Below are 18,198 nucleotides of genomic sequence, written 5' to 3'. Positions count from 1 at the left end.
AAAGAGACGCTAGATTCCTTGTGCAGACTTTAGCTCACTGTTATAAAAAGTTAATACCCTTATCATACATGGATTTGACGTGTAACAAATGACAAARTTWGTAATGTTTTAACATWYAATCAATACAAGTTTCTGATATGATAGAAAAAGGTAAAMCTTATATATTCATTGCTTTAATATTTTTGTTTCTTTTCCGTCTCCTTTAGTTAAGGCACAAGAGCTACCACGTATTCCTATTAATACGGTGGTAGAGCGTCTGCAAAAAGTTTTAGGTGTGTATCCTATTGAGAAGGTGCACCTTCATTTTGATAAACCCTATTATGCGGTGGGCGACACGTTGTGGTTCAAGACCTACCTTTACACTAATCAAGTGGAATACCAGCCTAGTAAAATTATCTATGTAGATATCATCAACGGTAGGGATTCCTTGATTCAAACCTTGCGTATTCCCTTAAAGTCTAATAGCGGTGAAGGACATTATGTGTTGGATCCTCAGGTTATCAAGCAGGACAACTATCGCTTTAGGGCCTATACCAAGTGGATGATGAATTTCGGTACGGACTACATGTTCAATAAGATTGTGACGGTAGGAGATGCCATCAATAAGAAGTTAGGATCAGAAATTACCTATACGACAGAAGGGAATAAAACCAAAGCTACTATACAGTTCAGGGATGCCAATGGAACATTGCTTTCCAGAAGAAAGGTAACCTGGGAAGCAATAGATGGTTGGGACCCCTTTGATAAGGGGAAGGCGGAGACTGATGATATGGGAAGATTGAATATTTCCATTTCTGCCAAGGATAAAGAACCTTATAAAAATGGACGATCTTATCGTCAAGATAGAGGGCGAATCTTCTTTGGTAGGAGATTTTCCGTTAAAGAACGCCTTAAATGAGGTGGATCTATCAGTTTTTCCGGAGAGGAGAGCTGGTAGCCGGTGTGAACAAAAGAGTAGCGTTCAAGGCTGTAGGCATCAGCGGCAAAGGTGTACGCGTCAAAGGAAAGATTATCAATTCCAAGAAAGTGGCGGTGGCCGAATTTGAAGATTTGGGATTGGGAATGGGTTACTTCGTATTAACACCTAATGCTGGAGAACATTACAAGGCTGTAGTAACTGTAAACGGCCAAGAGAAAACGTATGATCTGCCAGAGGTAAAGGGCGAAGGCCTCAGCATAGTACTGACCTCATCTACAGCCGAATCCGTACAACTAGAAATAGTGACTAACGATGCTCATTTTGCGAAAATTCAGAATCAGCCTTTTTATATCTTCGGACAGATGAATGGCCATCTGATCTATGGAGCTCAGATGACAGTAAAAAACACATCTACTTCGGTGAATGTTCCTACAAAGGATTTACCTAACGGTATTATACAATTTACACTGATGACTCCACAAGGGAAGGCTATAAGTGAGCGTTTGGTGTTCTACCATTTTGCTGAAAACTTGAAGCTTCAGGTGAAATCGGATAAAGCTTCCTACAAGAAGAAAGAGCATGTGAAATTGGATATTGACAATATTACTTCGAAAAAGGAGCTGGCTTCTCTGTCTATTTCCGTTATTGATGACAGCAAAGTTCCTTTCGACGACCACCAAGAACTAACGATTGTGAGTAGTCTGCTGCTGACCTCCGATCTGAAAGGGTATGTCGAGAAGCCGAATTATTATTTTGATGAGAAAGTATCCAACAGACTGGAGGCTTTGGATGCCTTGATGATGACACAAGGATACCGTCGCTTCTCTTACGACGATTTGGTAGCAGAAAAATATCCTCAAATATCGTTCTTGCCTGAGCAGGGGATAACATTGTCTGGAACGGCTTCGACTCAACACCGGGAAACCCTATCCAAATGGAGGCCTTCTCCTGTCTATTCCTGCCCGTGCGTTGAAGAAAGATACATATACCGATAATAACGGACGTTTTGCTTTTGAAAACCTCAATTTTCCAGATTCGGTAAAAGTTATCATCAACGCCAGAGGTAATGACAATTACCGTAATCTGGTCATCAATATGGATCAGTCTTTCTATCCTGCTGTGGATGAAAACAATCCGTATAAGGCCAATGACATTCTGAATATCGACAAAGAGATGTCAAACTATTTGGCTAACAGCAAGAATGAATTCAGAAAGTCAATATTAATAGAGGAGGTGACGGTTACAGCATCTCGCAAGGAGCAACGTTCGAGTAGAGAATTTTCTGCTTTGGCGGGGTTGTCTATGGCTGATCACCGTGTGGAAGGGGCAAGGCTGGAAGGCTGTAATGTACTTTCTATGTGTCTTAACACCGTGCTGCCGGCCGTGACGTACGATGCACAGACGATGAAATATTACCTTACAAGAAATTACAATCAAGGTAGCCGCACACCAATTCAGTTTTTCTTGAACGGTATGCCTATCGACGAAAGTTCCTTAAACTCCATAAATCCAGCGGACATCGAAGTTATAGAGGTGTTCACCCGTGATGAGCTGGGAACGGTAAGCCGTATCTATCAAAATGATGGCGTGGTATCTATCATCACCAAGAAGGAAAAACCTAAAGGACCGCGGATGTCGTTGGCTCAGATTGAAGCTATGTTGCCTAAAGCTAATGTGGTGGAGTTATTCCCGTTAGGATATATCAAAGAACGTAAGTTCTATACTCCGAAATATGAAACGGAACAGCAGCGTGCAACCAACGACTACCGTACTACAATCTATTGGAATCCTTCGGTGATGCTGGATGAAAGTGGCAAAGTCTCTTTAGATTACTATAATGCTGATGGTAACGGCAAATATAAGGTGGTGGTAGAGGGAATGGACAACAGTGGAAGGCTAGGACGTACCGTGTACTATTATAACGTAAATTAGGATACATAGTGAAATATAAGATAGAAGAGGGTCAGATTATAATTTGACCCTCTTTATTTTGTCCCATATTTTTGTGTCGAAAAGATTAAGTATAACGCCTAAGAGGATGATAGCTATTGCCAGCAAGCTCATCAGGTTAAAGGTTTCCTGGAAAAAAAGGTAGCCAAAACCTAAAGCATATATAACCCCGAGATAATTGAGACTTGCCACTTTGGCCAGATTAGCGGTCTGATATGATAGGGTCATATAATACTGTGCCAATTGGGTACAGATGCCGATAAGAAGCAGAAATAGCCAATCCATACCTATGGGAGTCTTCCAATGGAAGAAGCTGTAGATGCCTACCACAGGGATTGTAAGTAGAGGAAAGTAGAAGATGACCACTAGTGGATGTTCACTACCTTTGCTTCGTGCAATCATATTGTAAGCCAAGCCAGCAAAGAATGCGGCAGCAAGTCCTATGATTACATCGAGTGTAGAGATGCGGAAGTCGAATCCTTTAAGGAGGATGACCCCGAAGATGGATAGTGCAAAATAGAAAAATTGAATGGGTCTAACCTTTTGTCCTACGATAAAAATCCCTAAGATGGCCGTGAAAAAAGGAGAAAGGTAGTTTATCGTGACGGCAGAGGCCAATGGAATATGCTGAAGAGTATAGAAGGAACCTATAAGTCCCAAACATCCTGCGATACCCCGTAAGGTGAGGATGGGAATGTTATTACCTAATGGTGGAATATTATTTTTACGCAGGTAATAATAGGTGGCAAAGAAGCTGAAAATACTACGGAATAAGACAACCTCCAGAGTTGGGAGGTGAGAAACGAACTTCACACAAACATTCATGATGGCGAAAAAAAATCCCGCCAGAAGCATGTATTTGACACTATTGTCTTTCACTAATTGATAGGCTCATTATGTTTTTTTACCAACTCTCTTTTTCCGGTGTCAGGGTCTATTTCCAGTTCTGTCTGTTTGATTAGTACGGCAAAGGACTTGGGCATAATGCCTTTTCCATATTTGATGGCGTATTCTTTGGTAAATTCCGCGCCATAATATAGTATCGCTGCCGAATAGTATACGAAAGCCAGAAGGATGATTATAGATCCTGCGGCGCCATAGGCTGTAGCCGTGGCATTAACGGACAAATATAGGGAAATACCATATTTACCTATCATAAAAAGTAGGGTGGTAAAGATGGAGCCTCCAACGATATCCTTGAAACGTACTTTGGCGTCAGGAAGAAAGGAAAAGATGAAAGCGAAAAGGGTTGTTATGACGACGAAGGTGATGCCGTTGTTTACCCAATTCCAAAATTCTATATCCAAATGCTGTATGTTGTAGCGGTCCAACAAGGTTTCAATGTTTTTGGTGATTAAGCCTATGACACTGCTTATAATCAGTGAAGCCATCAGCAGGAAGCTCAACCCCAGAATCATGGAAAAGGAGATAAGTCTGTTTATAATCAGTTTCAACCACCCTTTCTTTGGTTTAGCTTTCACCTTCCATATCGTGTTTATGGAGTTCTGTATGTCTACAAATACGGTAGTGGAAGTCATTATCAAAGTAACCACACCTATGATTATTCCTACACTGGATCGACTTTCTATAGAAATTTTACGGACGGCATTGTCCAGGAGTTTAGCGATTTCGGGACCGAAGATTTCATTCAGTTCGGCCATCACCTTGCTTTGTGCTCCCTCGGGGCCTTCCAGTTGACTTCCATAGAAAAAGCCTAATGCCCATACCAAAATGATAATCAAAGGACCGATAGAAAAGACAGTATAATAGGCCAAGGAGGCGCTAAGTTTCATGCAGTTGTCTTCGGCGAATCCATTTGCTGCGTCTATTAATAATTTGCCAAAGCCTTTTATCTTTTGGATAAAAGGCTCTTTTTGTTTGGTATGTACATTGTCTTTTTTATTCAGCATAAATTTTGTTGATTTCTTCTTCGTGTTTCTGAAGAATAATCTTTCTTTTCAATGATAATTTAGGTGTCAGCTCACCGTTGTCAATGGTCCACTCTTTAGGCAATAATACAAATTTTTTAACCATTTCCCAGTGTCCAAAGTTTTCGTTGGCTTTGTCGACTTCTTGTTGGTATTTCTTTATGATTTGCGGATTTTTGATGATGGATTCGCGTGACTCAAAAGGAATACCTTTCACCTTGCAGTATTTTTCCAGCTCTTCAAATGCCGGTACTATCAGTGCTGAAGGGAATTTTTTATTTTCACCCACAATCATTACCTGACCTATTAACACAGATTCCATCAATTTGTTTTCCATCACTTGAGGAGCTATGTATTTTCCACCTGCGGTCTTGAAGATTTCTTTTTTACGGTCTGTGATTTTGAGGAATCCATCTGCTGTAAGTTCTCCTATATCTCCGGTATGTAGATATCCTTGTGCGTCGATTGCTTCTTTGGTAGCTTCTTCATTCTTGTAATAGCCTGAAGTTACGGAAGGTCCTTTGACGAGGATTTCACCGTCTTCAGCAATTTTGACATCTAGATTCTTGAGTACGCGTCCTACGGAGCCGAATTTTAGATCTTTTCCGTCCCAGGAATTTACCGCGATAACAGGAGAAGTTTCGGTCAGTCCGTAGCCTTCCAGCACTTTAATGTCTGCTGCCCAGAAGATGCGGGCAAGGCGTTCTTGTAGAGCTGCTCCTCCGGAGATGATGAACTTTATGTTTCCACCCAAGGCATCTTTCCATTTGGAGAATATGAGCCTACGTGCTATCCCTAACCTGAAGTTGTACCAAGCACTGTTAAGGTGTGGTTCTTTGAATTGATGTCCCAGCTCCACCGCCCAAAAGAATAGCGATTTTTTGATGCCACTGAGAGCTTTCCCTTTTTCAATGATTTTATCGTACACCTTTTCCAGAACGCGTGGTACGGTGGTGAAGACCTGTGGTTTTACATCGTTGATGTCTGCGACGATGTTGTCTAGATTCTCAGCATAATATATTTGTACACCTTTGAAGATGTACATATATACTACCATACGTTCGAAGATATGACAAAGTGGTAAGAAGCTAAGCGCTTTGGTGATATCGTCGGTAAGGAGAGGGGCACAGGCTTCCACATTGCTGATGATGTTACCATGGGTGAGATAGACCCCCTTAGGTCTTCCCGTAGTGCCGGATGTGTATATCAGCGTCAGCAGATCGTCTGTCTGGACTTGCTCATTGTAGGATTTCAGATCTATATCTATCTGTTTTCCTTCTTCAATTAATTCTCCGATATATTTTTGATGAGCTACCTGATCTAATGTGTATATGGCGATATTTAAATTGTTTGCTGCTAATGCCTTCTCTACCTTTTCCACCAAATCCTTGTTGCTGACAAAGAGTATCTTGACTTCAGCATCATTGACGATATAAGAAAGATCTTGGGCAGACAGGGTAGGATAAAGTGGGACGATAGCCACTCCCAGCTGGTTACAAGCAAAATCCACAAAATTCCATTCGGGTCTGTTGCCGGACATAAGACCTATACGGTCACCTTTTTTAATGCCTTTGGCGATAAGTGCTTTACTTAGATTATCAACAATTTCTATAATTTCTGCTTTGTCGTAAACTTTCCAGCCGGAGGAATCCCGTTTTGCCAATTTAAGAATCCTTCCCGCAGTATCTTGATTGCCTTTTAAAAATTCGAAAATACGTGTTGCAGATGTCATAATTTATTTTGATTTACTAATTGGTTATCGATATTATGTTTGCATAATAAATATAGTATAATTGCTTGAAATAAAAGAATTTTGTGGAAAAATCTCTTTGTTAACACTACTTAACGATTTTATTGTTGTGGGTATTATACAAAATGATGTATTTTTGGAGTAAACCCAAAAATCATGATAAGAGTATTGCGTAGTTTATTATTATTGACAATTTTAGTTTTTGCTGGTCAGAAAGAAGTGTCGGCTCAATTGACGGATCAACATGCTATAGGTCTTCGCTTTGGCTCGGCCTCCGGCATCACTTATCGTTATTCCTTGTCCGACAGTAGGGCGATAGAAGGAATATTAAGTGTACAAAGCAATTCCACAAGCAGCAGATTCAGGTTGGTTGGGCTCTATCAATATCATAAACCTTTGATGTGGGACAATTTTCACTGGTACTACGGCTTTGGTGGCAGTATAGGTAGTTATACTTATAAAGCCTATACGAACAAAGACGGTGTGCGTGTGGATGAGTCTTCGGAGATGTCTTTAAGTATAGATGGTGTTGTAGGATTGGAATATACAATTCCGAACTCACCCATTTCACTATCGTTGGATGTGAAGCCTTATTTTGACTTTTTGCAAGAATCAACTATTCGCCTGATCGATCCAATCGGCTTTTCGATAAGATACAGATTTTAAAAAAAGGCTCTTCTTTTAAAGGAGAGCCTTTTTTATTTATAATGACAGCCAAATGTTTCCCAATCTTCGTTGTTCTGCTGAAGCGTTTATCAAGCGTTGTATTTCAAACGACTTTTTCTGTGATTTTCGAAGTTCAACTTCCAAAGTGTGGACAAGTCCATCTCTAGCTATTAACACAGGTATTTTTTCTCCTTCTACGGAAGTAGAGAGGATATAATCATAGGCTTTATTGTTTGGTTCTATTCTATAGCCTTTTATGGCGATGAGTTCGTCTCCCACATTCAATCCGGCATCCCAGGCTGAAGAATTTCTGTCTACCGTTTTTATTAAGGTGATGCCATTGGTAACCTCCGTTTTTATCCCTAGGGATAGATGTTTGTGGTTGGCGGTGTCCACCATTTGGTAACCTACGGCGTTGAAATAACGGTTATAGTCCAGCTCTTCGGTAGAATGAGCTGCTTCGAAAATTTCTTTGAGCGATACTCCTGTCACCTCTTCAGCTAATGTTAACAACTCATCCTCTTCGAAGCCTCGGTTTTCTATGAGATAGAATTTTTGATAAGCTGCGCGTAGTACGTCATCCAGCCGTTTTTTACCGTTGGTTTCAGCAATAATCTTAATATCTAATGCTGCGGCATGCATAGCCCCTTTGTTGTAATAGGAAATGGAGACATTATGGGAGTTTTCGTCCGGGCGGTAGTGTTTGATCCAGGTGTCGAAGCTGGCGGCAGCAGCGCTCTGTAAAGTGTGACCTGGACGATTGTATACGGTGTTGAAGTCTATGGCTAATGCCTGGAGGTATTCGTCCTCATCGAAAAATCCACATCTGCGGACGATAAGATTGTCATAATAGGAGGTGAAGCCTTCGATGACCCACAGACCTGTAGTATAGTTTTCCTGCGTATAATCAAAAGGTCCTAGCGCCTTAGGTCTTAGCCGTTTGACATGCCACAGATGAAAATATTCGTGTGCTACCAGCGCTAGATAGTTTTTGTAGGTGGTGGGCTGCGCGTAGGCAAAGCGGTTGGTAGCAAGGATGGTGGAGTTGAGGTGTTCCAAGCCGCCGTATGCGTTTTGGTGATGGTGTGTTACGAAAAGATAGTAGCTGTTTGGGTTAGAACCCCATATTCTGTTCTCTTCTTTTACTATGGTGGTGATGTCTTGTGTCAGCTGTTCCCTGTCGTATTCTGCGACGCCTACCATAGCGCATTCATGCAATACACCTTCTACTTCGAAGGTCCAGGTGTCCTGTTGCCGATTTCAATGGGGGCGTCAAACAAAATATCGAAATTGGAAGCATAGAAAGTGTTTGCTTCTTCAGTTTTGGCTAGGCCCGTAGAAATTTTATGCCATGTAGGATGAGGGATAATTTTCACGGTAGTGTCCAAGTCGAGGTAGCCGTCCACATACATGAATGTTCCTACAGGGCTGAGAAAAGCTCTGGATGCGTCAATAAAAGAAGTACGGACCGACACTTCGAAGCCATATACCGAATAGGTAATAATAATTTTATGCTTTCCCTGTCCGTACACACGCCAGGTGTTTTTGTTGATTTTTTTGAAAGGAATTTTCTCTTCTGTGGGAGAGACAGCAGCGAAGCGTTCTACATTTTTGGAATATTCTCTTATTAGATAAGAGCCGGGAGCCCATACCGGCATAACGATATCCGTATAAGGTAGGTCATCAAACCCTTCAAGAGTCATCTGTACATCTACATAATGTGCTTGGGGTTCACTGAAAGAAAGCTCAAAATTTACATATTTTGTCATGCGCCAAATGCTAAATATTGTCAAATGTAGAACTATTGAAAAGGAGTTCAAAATAGGAGGTCTTTCAATTTTAAGTCTAAAATAATTTTGACAGATTTATTATATTTGAGGTAGCATATACATTAACTTCGAAGCATAATGATTTTAGTAGCAGATAGTGGTTCGTCAAGTTCGGACTGGATGCTAAATTTGCCGGATAGCAAGCCTTTATTTTTTAAAACCAAAGGGTTAAATCCTTTTTTTGTCAGCGAAAAGGAGATCGAGAAGGCCTTGAAAGACGTGCCGGAGATTATTCCTTATTCACCGGAGGTTACGGAGGTTTATTTTTTTGGAGCAGGCAGCATTACACCAGACAGGAGAGAGATAGTGTCAAACGCTTTGACAGCCTTGTTTCCCAATGCTTTCATTTCGGTAGAGTCGGATCTGCTGGGGGCGGCCTATGCTACTTGTAAGAACCAGAAGGGGCTTGTAGCAACGTTGGGTACAGGGTCGGATATCAGCTTTTACGATGGAGAGAATCTTATGCCTAGCCATCACGGCATTGGTTATATCTTAGGGGACGAAGGGTCAGGAGCTTGGTTCGGCAAAAAGTTGATAACCTACTATCTATATGGTAAGATGCCGAAGGATTTAGAAAAGGTTTTCGGCGAACGATACAAGCTGACAAAGGAAGTCGTCATCAAGAATGTCTACCAAAAGGAACGCCCTAATTCTTATTTAGCCTCTTTTGTTCCTTTCCTCTCCGAATATCGAGCCCACCCTTTTATAGATAAGTTACTTACCGAAGGATTTGACGAGTTTGTCCGTACCAATATAATGACCTATCCAAACTATTGGGAGTACAACTGCAATTTTGTGGGAAGGGTTGCGTACACTTTCGATCTGCATATCAGACAGGTATGCCAGATGCATGGTGTCAAAGTTGGCAATATTCTTGCAAGTCCTATATATGAGCTCTTCGATTATGTGATTGAAAGAGAAACCACAAACAATTATTCATTTTAAAAGCGAAGATTATGTTGACACTTCTGATGATTCTGAATATGATATTACCTCCGAAAACGGTTCATGACTTTTCCTTTACATCTATTGAAGGAAAAGAGGTGAAGATGTCGCAGTTTAAGGGCAAAAAAATCCTTATCGTGAATACGGCTTCCAAATGTGGCTATACTCCCCAATATAAGGAGTTGGAGGAGCTTCATAAGAAATATGGCAGCAGGTTGGTGGTTATAGGCTTTCCTGCCAACAACTTTGGGCGACAGGAGCCTGGCAGCAATGCTGAAATTGCCGAATTCTGTGAAAAAAACTATGGAGTGACTTTTCTACTTGCCGAGAAAGTGGACGTAAAAGGAGAGAACATACATCCTTTGTTCAAGTTTCTGATTGAGCAAGATAACCCGGACTTTACCGGTGATATAAACTGGAATTTCGAGAAATTTTTGATTGATGAGAACGGTAAATTAATTCATCGTTACAGGTCCAAAGTAAAACCTTTAGATCCAATCTTAGTCAGTCAGTTATAATAATACAAATCGCCTCCGGCTAACGGAGGCGCTTTGTATTTGTATTATTTTTCATTTTCTTCATCCCACAGATAGTAACAGTGCCTACATCGTGGTTCGTAGCTTTCTTTTTCACCGAGTAAGACGACTTTGTCGTCTTTGGCGATGCGATAAGAGTAATTTGCCGGAGCACCGCATTTGACGCAGATGGCATGTACCTTTGTGACGTCTTCGGCTATAGCCATCAAATGTGGCATTGGACCGAAAGGTCTTCCCTGATAGTCCATGTCTAATCCTGCCACTATCACGCGAATACCTTTGTTGGCAAGCTGTATGCAAACTTCAGGTAGGTTGTCGTCGAAAAACTGTGCTTCGTCAATACCTATTACCTTAGCATCTCCCGCTAGGAGAAGAATAGAGGAAGAATGCTCCACAGGCGTAGAAGGAATGCTGTTGCTATCGTGTGATACTACTTCCGTATCATCGTAACGAATGTCTATCGCCGGCTTGAAGATTTCTATAGGCAATCGTGCGAATTGTGCTCTTTTCATCCGTCGGATCAGTTCTTCCGTCTTTCCGGAAAACATGGACCCACAAATTACTTCTATACTACCCACCTTTCTGTCTCTTTGACTGTAATATTGTTCAGAAAAAAGCATATCTTCATTAAAATTGATGGATTTCAATTTGTGAACAATAAAATGAAATCCACAGACGTTTAACCTTACGAATATCGAAATTATATCTTATTTTTGATGTATAAAAAACTTAGCAAGTTTTGAATCTCATCATAATCAATAAGTTTTGTTTTGAACATTCAATAATGTAGCATATAACATTTAATACAATATATCCATGGCAAAAACGAAAAGTCAGTTGCTTTCCAAAATAGATTTTCTATTAGTAGACATACAATCACAGTATAAAGAGATAAAGAGAAGTCCGGAGATTGACCTTGTGGAGTTAACGCTTTTGGAGGCTAATATTGCCGCCTTAGCAAAACATGTGGAAGCCTTGAAAATTCATTCTTCGGAGGCTGCTGCACAACAGCAGCAACAGCAATTTCAACAGACTATCTTTACTCCTCCGACAGAGATCAAAGAAATAAACAAGGAATCAGACGTTCAGCCTGTGGTAGAAGAAATTAAGGAGGAGTTGCCAACAGATATCGGAGAGACTAAAGCTCCTGTTGCTCAGTTTCCATTTTCGTTGGAAAAAGAAAGTGTAGAGCCTTCCTCCACGAAGGAAGAAGAGGAAGTTGTGGAGGCACCTGTAGTGCAGGCTGAGACGGTAGTCATAGAACAGAAAGAAGTGGAAATACCGGCGGTGGTAGTCAAAGAGGAGCCGTCGCAGGAACAGCCTTCCCGTCCTTTGACTATAAACGAGCTTATACAGCAACAAAAACAAGCAGGTAAAAATCTTACCCAGCAGTTCCAGACTTCTACGGCACAGGAAACAATAGTGGATTTGAAGAGCGCTGTAAGTCTTAACGATAAGCTTTTGTTTATCAAAGATCTGTTTAATGGCTACAGCTTGGCATACAGTGAAGCTATAGAGTTGCTTAACCGATTCGATACCTTTGCAGAAGCTGATGCCTTCCTTCAGGCCAATTATGCGCTGAAAAACAATTGGGCAGAGAAACCTACGACAGTAAATAAGTTTTACGAGTTGTTACGCAGGAAATTTGTCGTATAGCAATATTGAAAAAAAGTAAAAAGCCCTGTAGAATGATATTCCACAGGGCTTTTCTTATTGCATATCGAATTGTACCCAATCTTTTCCGTTTCGGTCGAAATAGAAAAATTTGGGTTGTATTATTTCTGATAATATTTCCAGATCTTGAAGGTAAGATGAATCATCTTGATTGAAGGTCTTGTTGTGGATGATGTAGATGCGGTTGTTGGTATAGGCGTCGCTGCTCTTTATTAATTCTTCTTGCAGGAGGGAACTTATTTCTGCATAAAGATTCTCTGTTTCCTGAATAAGGATAATCACATGTGGATTGTCTTTCAGATCAGTAATATATTGACCACCAGAAATTTTAACCTTTTCCTCCAAAAGTCGAGATATTATAGGGTTGAAGGCTGAGGACTGATCGAGAAGGACTGTTTTCGGAAAGTTTTCTCTGGGAAGAAACTTCAGCTTATGTAGCATAATGTCGATTTCTTCTTCCATACGCTCTGCCTGTGAGCTATCAACAACTTTCAGATCGGCTATAATTTCTTGGTATTTTGTCATGCGGCAAAGTTAAGGAATTGTCCCAAATGTCCGGTGAATTTTGATGCCAAATCCTGATTTCGTATTTTGGTCTAGAAAAGCAATAAACGAAGAAACTATGTTTGATAAATTATTCCAAGCACAACAGAAAGCACAGGAGATAAAAGCACGTCTTGACACCATATCTGTGACAGGCGATGCGGAGGGAGGAAAGGTTCGTGTGATAGCTACTGCCAACAAAGAGATCAAGGAAATTAAGATCAGTGAGGAGCTGGTAGCTGAAGGCGATAAAGAACAGATTGAAGATTTGGTCCTTGTGGCAGTAAATAAGGCTTTAACCCAGGCGGAGAATGTGGCGCAGACGGAGATGGCGGCGGCTTCACAAGAGATGTTAAGTGGGTTGGGTGGATTAGGTAATTTGTTTGGAAAATAAATATAAAGGATATGGCAAATACTATTTCGGTAAGATATTTAGGACACGCATGTTTTGAATTTGATTTCAATGGCACCAAGGTGCTTATGGATCCTTTCATCACTTACAATCCTTTGGCGAAGCACATCAATATTGCGGAGCTGAATCCGGATTATATTATTTTATCCCATGGACATGAGGATCATGTGGCAGATGTTGCTCACATACAGCAGCAGTCTGGGGCAAGTGTAATTGCGATAGTGGAGACTGCGGCATGGGTACGAAGACAAGGGGTGCCGGGCGATAAGGTTATGGAATTCAATTTTGGTGGCACGCTAAATCTTCCTTTCGGAAAGGTGAAGATGGTGTATGCCTTACATACCAATTCTACACCGGATGGGGCATATGGAGGAGTGCCATGTGGTTTTGTATTCACCATAGGAGACAAGAAAATCTATTTTGCAGGCGATACGGCTCTAACTTTGGAGATGAAGTTATTGGCGGATTTAAATCTAGATTGGGCATTCCTTCCTATTGGAGGTCATTATACGATGGATATGTATGATGCGGTGAAGGCTAGTGATTTCATCAATTGTAAAAACATCATAGGAATGCATTATGACACTTTCCCTCCTGTAACTATCGATGTAGAAGAGGCTAAGAGAGTGTTTACGGATGCTCAGCTTAATTTGACTTTATTGGCCGTAGATGAAAGTATGTCGTTGTAAATGGATATAGATATTAGTTAAAAGAAAAAGCCAATCCCGAAGGATTGGCTTTTTATGTATTAGATGATTCTGTCTTTATCCCAGTTTTCGAGGTAATCTGCCACGCGTCGTAGGAAGGAGCCTCCAAGAGCCCCGTCGATGACACGGTGGTCATACGACATAGAAAGATAAAGCATGTGGCGGATGGCAATTACATCTCCACTTTCCGTTTCCAATACGGCAGGTTTTTTTGTTATGGTACCTGCAGCAAGTATAGCGGCTTGCGGCTGATTGATGATAGGCATTCCAAATATGTTGCCGAAAGCGCCAATATTGGTAAAGGTGAAAGTTCCTCCTTGGGTATCATCTGGTTTCAGTTGATTTTCACGTGCACGTTTGGCAAGGTCGTTAACGGCCTTGCTGAGGCCTACCAAACTCAGCTGGTCAGCATCCTTGATTACAGGCACTATAAGGTTTCCGCTTGGTAGAGCGGTAGCCATACCGATGTTGATATGTTTTCTTTTGATGATATTGTACCCATCTACAGAAACGTTAATCATAGGGAAGTCTTTCAGTGCCTTGCTGATAGCTTCGATGATCATAGGAGTGAAGGTTATGTTTTCACCTTCGCGTTTTTTGTAGCTATCTTTAACCTTATTTCTCCACATCACCATATTGGTGACGTCGGCTTCTACTACAGAGAATACATGTGGAGAGGTGTGTACACTTTGCACCATATGATCCGCAATGAGACGACGCATTCTGTCCATCTCGATGATTTCGTCTCCATTCATGCTCTTGACTACCTGTGCAGGTGCTGTAGGTGTCGTAGTTTTCGTCGGTGCTGCCTGGACGGTAGGAGAGGAAACTCCTGCTGAGCTTGTACCGGTCTGTTGCCCATTACGTTTTTGGATGTAATTTAACACATCCTGTTTGGTGACACGGCCGTCGGCCCCGGAACCCGGGATACTGTCGAGTTCGGCTTGAGATACATTTTCCTGCTGTGCTATACTCCTTACCAGCGGCGAATAGAACCTATTACCCGAAGATACAGCAGAAGCAGAAGAAAAGTTTTCTTCTACAGGTGTAATTTTCTCTATGCCGGGAATCTGGATGTCCGACAAGTCCGGTTGAGTTGTTACGTTATTTATAGGTTGGCTGCTTTCTTCTTCATCTTGTGTACTATCGCCTTCCGTTTCTATCAAAGCGATGGTATCGCCAACTTGGGCGACAGAACCTTCTTGGAAAAGGATTTCTTTAAGAATTCCATTGACCGGAGAAGGCACTTCCGAATCCACTTTATCCGTAGCGATTTCTGCAACAGTGTCATCCTCTTTAATTGATTCACCAATGGCTTTTACCCACTTCGTAATCGTGGCTTCCGACACACTTTCGCCCATTTTTGGAAGAATCAACTTGTATATTGCCATATTATTTTTTGTTTTGTGTTACTAAATTAAATAATTAGAAATACAATCCCTAAAAACAAAATATAATATTTTGTCCGGCTTGTTTTGCAGAAAGAAATTTCTATTTCTCTTTCTCTTTGACATACAAATTCCACAACATGCTATAAGCATTGGCCACAGTTCTTTCAATGTTGATGCTTCTGTCGTTACGGAAATGGAAAAGTCTTGTTACTGTTTCATATTTTCCTGCTACGGCAATCCATACTGTTCCTACCGGCTTATCGGGAGTACCTCCTCCGGGCCCTGCGATGCCACTAGTGGCTATAGCATAATCGGCATGGGCTAATTTTTTTACACCTTGAGCCATCTCTATTACTGTTTCTTCACTTACTGCTCCTACGGTGTCCAATGTTTCTGCTTTTACACCAAGCACTTGCATTTTTATTCTGTTGTGGTAGCTACAATGCCGCAGTCAAATATGGCGCTGGCTCCGGCTATTGCCGTGATGCCACTAGCTATGCGTCCTCCTGTACAGCTTTCTGCCGCAGCTAATTTCAGTTTGTCTTTAGTGAATGCTTCTACTATGGCTTGTTCGACGGAGATATCCTTGTCTGCGACCACATGTGTTCCAAGGCGTTTGATGAGCTGCTGGTGATAAAAGTCTATAGTTACAGGGGAGGGGGCAGTCTGGGTTAGACGTAACCGCACCATCCCTACTTTAGGAAGATAAGCTAATTTAATAGAATCGGGAAGAGACTCTTCAATATCTTTAATTTTTTCGGCAAGGAATGATTCCCCTATACCTACGGTGATGATATGGCGGTGTTCTATATGTTGGTCAGACTGCTGCTCTCGAAGTATGGGTATGACGCGGTGTGTGATGAGAAACTTCATTTCGAACGGAACTCCGGGAAGGAAGAAAAACATTTTTTTCGTTTTTGGTGAGGAGCATTCCAGGGGCTGTACCCACATCATTGAAGAGGACCTGACAGCCTTCTACAACATTGGCCTGAGCATAGTTTATTTCCGGAAGTACTCTTCCAGGAGCAAGGTTGTTGAAAAGATTTTTTACATGTGCTAAGACTTTGTCATCTCTTACCAAAGGTTTGCCAAAGAAGGTCGAAATGGTCTGTTTGGTTACATCATCTTTTGTGGGGCCCAGGCCGCCCGTAACGATAATGATGTCGGCACGAAGGGAAGCTGCATGCAGAGCTTCCGTAATGGCTTGTTCGCTGTCCGATATGGATGTGATTTGTTGGGTGCGTATATTCAGGAGATTTAGCTGTTGACCTATCCACGCTGAATTGGTGTCAACAATCTGTCCGAGTAATATTTCGTCGCCTATGGTTATGATCTCTGCGTTCATAACACATAGTTAGCAAAATTTTATTAATAAGTGTAATGGCTGTTGCGTTTTGATAGTTTCAAATCCTGAAGGATTGAAGATTTTGCACGAATAGTGATGTTGTAGCTCTTATAGCGGCCGAATGGTACCCAACCTACAGACATATCCCAGCAGTGTAGATCTCTGTAAATAGAAAGGTTAGTCATAGACACTTCACGCTGTTTGATGTCGTAGCCGGAGTTGAACTGTATTTTCCACTTAGGTGTAAGGTTAAGGTCACCGTGGAAGTTGATGGTGGCCGAATAATCGGCGCGTTCTCTCTGCTGTTCTTGGTCAAACCGTGTAAAATATTGTAAGCTGAAAGACCCAGCAAAGTTCCATGGAATGTTAAAGTCTACGAAAGCATTCGGATCACGGCTGATACTTGCCAAAGCATTAGCCTGTTCCGGCGTCATATTAGGCATGCTGTTGCGCATGGAATCGATGTTGTCGTTGCGACGTCTTGAGGCATCAGGGTTGAAGCTGTAGTCAAACGACAACCCGAAGTTGGTGAGACGAGCCAACTTACCGTCTTTCAAAGCAAAGCGGTTAATTCTTTCGCCATGGGGGTTTAACGAATAAGGGTCAAACGTACCGCTGAAGTTCAAGTTTATTTTTTCTTTGAATAAAGAGGTTCTTCCCGAGAATGAGATGTTGGACAATTTTAAAGAGTCCGCAGCAAAGTTATAGTTACCACTGAAGGTCAAACCTTGAATGATAGGGATTTTTCGGAAAGCATTACCTTTGGTGGTATCACTGGTGTTAAGAACTTTAGCTTCTATGTTGTTGTCTATCGAAAAGCCTATTCCCATAGATTTACCTTGTCCTGGACCACCGAAGATTCCGTTTTCGAAGATAGAATATTTGGACAGGCGCCCTGTTTTGTCTATCCATTCCTTATAGAATCCGTATTTAGGGTCGGAGAAGTCCGGTCTGTAGTTCAGATTGATAGAAGGGGTTACCACGTGGCGGATGGCCTGTATTTTACCCATTTTAGGGTACATACCGTAGATTTTTGTGGACAGCCCTGTCGAGAAAGAGTAATCGTATGCTCTTCTGAATCCCGGCACGGTATCGCGAGCGTCCACATAACCGTTAATTTCGTTTGCTCTATAGTTACGTACCGTTTGCAGATACCATCTTTCTGTATAGTTGAAAGAGGTGTTGAACTGGAAATATTTAAATGCGGTAAGACTTAAGCTGACCGGAATATTATGTTGGAAGCCGTTGGTAAACTTTTGTAGGGTTTCTTTGGAGAATAAGGTAGAGTCTCCAGTCGAAAGGGAGTTTCTTCCTTGTAAGCTATATCCTACGGTAATGCGTTGATACCACTTCTGTTCACCAACACGCTCTTTGGAGTCAAAAGGATTGAAGGTCGCTACGTTCAATGAAAAAGTAGGTAGCTCTAAGTCAATCTTACCGGTTGTCATGTCTTGGCGATGGCTTAGCGTAGAGGTGAAATTCACTTTTCCGTCAGCAAATACTTTTCCGTAGCTGATGGATGAAGACATGTTGTTACGGGTAAGTTCGCGGATGTCGTAAGTGCTTCCAGCAGCAGAGTTTTGGAAGTATGAGCTGGTACCGA

The 18,198-nt window shown here is 41.6% G+C and carries 19 protein-coding genes and 1 pseudogene; 9 read left to right on the top strand and 11 right to left on the bottom strand.

Annotated elements, in window-relative coordinates:
* Positions 1-244 precede the first annotated feature (244 nt).
* The 3 genes from SD31_RS15180 to SD31_RS15170 are packed head-to-tail and all read left to right on the top strand — an operon-like array spanning position 245 to position 2,851.
* The gene (locus tag SD31_RS15180) at positions 245-898 is read left to right on the top strand and encodes a hypothetical protein (protein WP_052258737.1); all 654 of its coding nucleotides are present in this window, start codon (positions 245-247) and stop codon (positions 896-898) included.
* Positions 895-1,914 (top strand): hypothetical protein, encoded by a 1,020-nt coding sequence (locus SD31_RS15175; protein ID WP_052258736.1) that lies wholly within the window; start codon positions 895-897, stop codon positions 1,912-1,914. Before SD31_RS15180 ends, SD31_RS15175 begins: the two co-directional genes overlap by 4 nt.
* Positions 1,889-2,851, top strand: a complete 963-nt coding sequence (locus SD31_RS15170; protein WP_052258735.1) for a hypothetical protein — start codon at positions 1,889-1,891, stop codon at positions 2,849-2,851. The genes SD31_RS15175 and SD31_RS15170 overlap by 26 nt, the downstream gene beginning before the upstream one ends.
* 36 nt (positions 2,852-2,887) lie before the next feature.
* Here SD31_RS15170 and SD31_RS06785 read toward each other — a convergent pair whose 3' ends face one another.
* From SD31_RS06785 to SD31_RS06775, 3 genes are read right to left on the bottom strand one after another with little or no spacing between them, the layout of a single operon-like run.
* The gene (locus tag SD31_RS06785; RefSeq protein WP_197053577.1) at positions 2,888-3,748 is read right to left on the bottom strand and encodes a DMT family transporter; all 861 of its coding nucleotides are present in this window, start codon (positions 3,746-3,748) and stop codon (positions 2,888-2,890) included.
* Complete coding sequence (locus SD31_RS06780; RefSeq protein WP_052258733.1) at positions 3,748-4,779, bottom strand: YihY/virulence factor BrkB family protein; 1,032 nt, start codon at positions 4,777-4,779, stop codon at positions 3,748-3,750. Before SD31_RS06780 ends, SD31_RS06785 begins: the two co-directional genes overlap by 1 nt.
* Positions 4,769-6,529: an AMP-dependent synthetase/ligase gene (locus tag SD31_RS06775; RefSeq protein ID WP_039053573.1), complete on the bottom strand. Its 1,761-nt coding sequence runs from the start codon at positions 6,527-6,529 to the stop codon at positions 4,769-4,771. Before SD31_RS06775 ends, SD31_RS06780 begins: the two co-directional genes overlap by 11 nt.
* 174 nt (positions 6,530-6,703) lie before the next feature.
* Between SD31_RS06775 and SD31_RS06770 the strand changes: the two genes are divergently transcribed.
* Entirely contained in the window at positions 6,704-7,213 is a 510-nt protein-coding gene (locus SD31_RS06770; RefSeq protein ID WP_039053572.1) for a hypothetical protein, read from the top strand.
* Positions 7,214-7,249: 36 nt separating this feature from the next.
* Here SD31_RS06770 and SD31_RS06765 read toward each other — a convergent pair whose 3' ends face one another.
* Complete coding sequence (locus SD31_RS06765; RefSeq protein ID WP_231561257.1) at positions 7,250-8,416, bottom strand: M61 family metallopeptidase; 1,167 nt, start codon at positions 8,414-8,416, stop codon at positions 7,250-7,252.
* A gap of 23 nt (positions 8,417-8,439) precedes the next feature.
* Positions 8,440-8,982, bottom strand: a complete 543-nt coding sequence (locus SD31_RS18700) for a hypothetical protein (RefSeq protein ID WP_231561256.1) — start codon at positions 8,980-8,982, stop codon at positions 8,440-8,442.
* A gap of 138 nt (positions 8,983-9,120) precedes the next feature.
* Here SD31_RS18700 and SD31_RS06760 point away from each other — a divergent pair, with 138 nt between their 5' ends.
* Together SD31_RS06760 and SD31_RS06755 are read left to right on the top strand one after the other, a co-directional pair.
* Positions 9,121-9,987, top strand: coding sequence for an N-acetylglucosamine kinase (locus SD31_RS06760; protein WP_039053571.1), 867 nt, complete (start codon positions 9,121-9,123; stop codon positions 9,985-9,987).
* Positions 9,988-9,998: 11 nt separating this feature from the next.
* Entirely contained in the window at positions 9,999-10,505 is a 507-nt protein-coding gene (locus SD31_RS06755; protein WP_039053570.1) for a glutathione peroxidase, read from the top strand.
* A 44-nt stretch (positions 10,506-10,549) separates the two neighbouring features.
* Here the strand turns inward: SD31_RS06755 and SD31_RS06750 are convergent, their stop codons facing one another.
* Positions 10,550-11,143 (bottom strand): thymidine kinase, encoded by a 594-nt coding sequence (locus SD31_RS06750; RefSeq protein ID WP_039053576.1) that lies wholly within the window; start codon positions 11,141-11,143, stop codon positions 10,550-10,552.
* Between the two features lie 196 nt (positions 11,144-11,339).
* Here SD31_RS06750 and SD31_RS06745 point away from each other — a divergent pair, with 196 nt between their 5' ends.
* Complete coding sequence (locus tag SD31_RS06745) at positions 11,340-12,179, top strand: hypothetical protein (protein ID WP_039053569.1); 840 nt, start codon at positions 11,340-11,342, stop codon at positions 12,177-12,179.
* A gap of 54 nt (positions 12,180-12,233) precedes the next feature.
* Here the strand turns inward: SD31_RS06745 and SD31_RS06740 are convergent, their stop codons facing one another.
* Positions 12,234-12,722 (bottom strand): hypothetical protein, encoded by a 489-nt coding sequence (locus tag SD31_RS06740; RefSeq protein WP_052258732.1) that lies wholly within the window; start codon positions 12,720-12,722, stop codon positions 12,234-12,236.
* Positions 12,723-12,819: 97 nt separating this feature from the next.
* Here SD31_RS06740 and SD31_RS06735 point away from each other — a divergent pair, with 97 nt between their 5' ends.
* Together SD31_RS06735 and SD31_RS06730 are read left to right on the top strand one after the other, a co-directional pair.
* Positions 12,820-13,134 carry a YbaB/EbfC family nucleoid-associated protein gene (locus SD31_RS06735; RefSeq protein ID WP_039053574.1) on the top strand — a complete coding sequence of 105 codons (315 nt, stop codon included), beginning with the start codon at positions 12,820-12,822 and terminating at the stop codon, positions 13,132-13,134.
* An 11-nt stretch (positions 13,135-13,145) separates the two neighbouring features.
* The gene (locus SD31_RS06730; RefSeq protein ID WP_039053568.1) at positions 13,146-13,841 is read left to right on the top strand and encodes a metal-dependent hydrolase; all 696 of its coding nucleotides are present in this window, start codon (positions 13,146-13,148) and stop codon (positions 13,839-13,841) included.
* 59 nt (positions 13,842-13,900) lie between these two features.
* On the opposite strand, the gene SD31_RS06725 is transcribed toward SD31_RS06730, so the two are convergent.
* The 4 genes and pseudogenes from SD31_RS06725 to SD31_RS17220 form a co-directional block, all read right to left on the bottom strand.
* The gene (locus SD31_RS06725; RefSeq protein ID WP_039053567.1) at positions 13,901-15,250 is read right to left on the bottom strand and encodes a dihydrolipoamide acetyltransferase family protein; all 1,350 of its coding nucleotides are present in this window, start codon (positions 15,248-15,250) and stop codon (positions 13,901-13,903) included.
* A gap of 100 nt (positions 15,251-15,350) precedes the next feature.
* Positions 15,351-16,123: pseudogene (locus SD31_RS20070) on the bottom strand (nicotinamide-nucleotide amidohydrolase family protein).
* Positions 16,068-16,595 carry a competence/damage-inducible protein A gene (locus SD31_RS20065; RefSeq protein WP_262506565.1) on the bottom strand — a complete coding sequence of 176 codons (528 nt, stop codon included), beginning with the start codon at positions 16,593-16,595 and terminating at the stop codon, positions 16,068-16,070. Before SD31_RS20065 ends, SD31_RS20070 begins: the two are co-directional and overlap by 56 nt.
* 23 nt (positions 16,596-16,618) lie before the next feature.
* The coding region (locus SD31_RS17220) for a putative LPS assembly protein LptD (RefSeq protein ID WP_039053566.1) at positions 16,619-18,198 on the bottom strand (1,580 nt) is incomplete at its 5' end.

Origin of the sequence: Sphingobacterium sp. T2 (genome assembly GCF_000814685.1) — a bacterium.
Classification (GTDB): domain Bacteria; phylum Bacteroidota; class Bacteroidia; order Sphingobacteriales; family Sphingobacteriaceae; genus Sphingobacterium; species Sphingobacterium thermophilum.
This window is presented reverse-complemented; position numbering and strand designations above follow the sequence as displayed.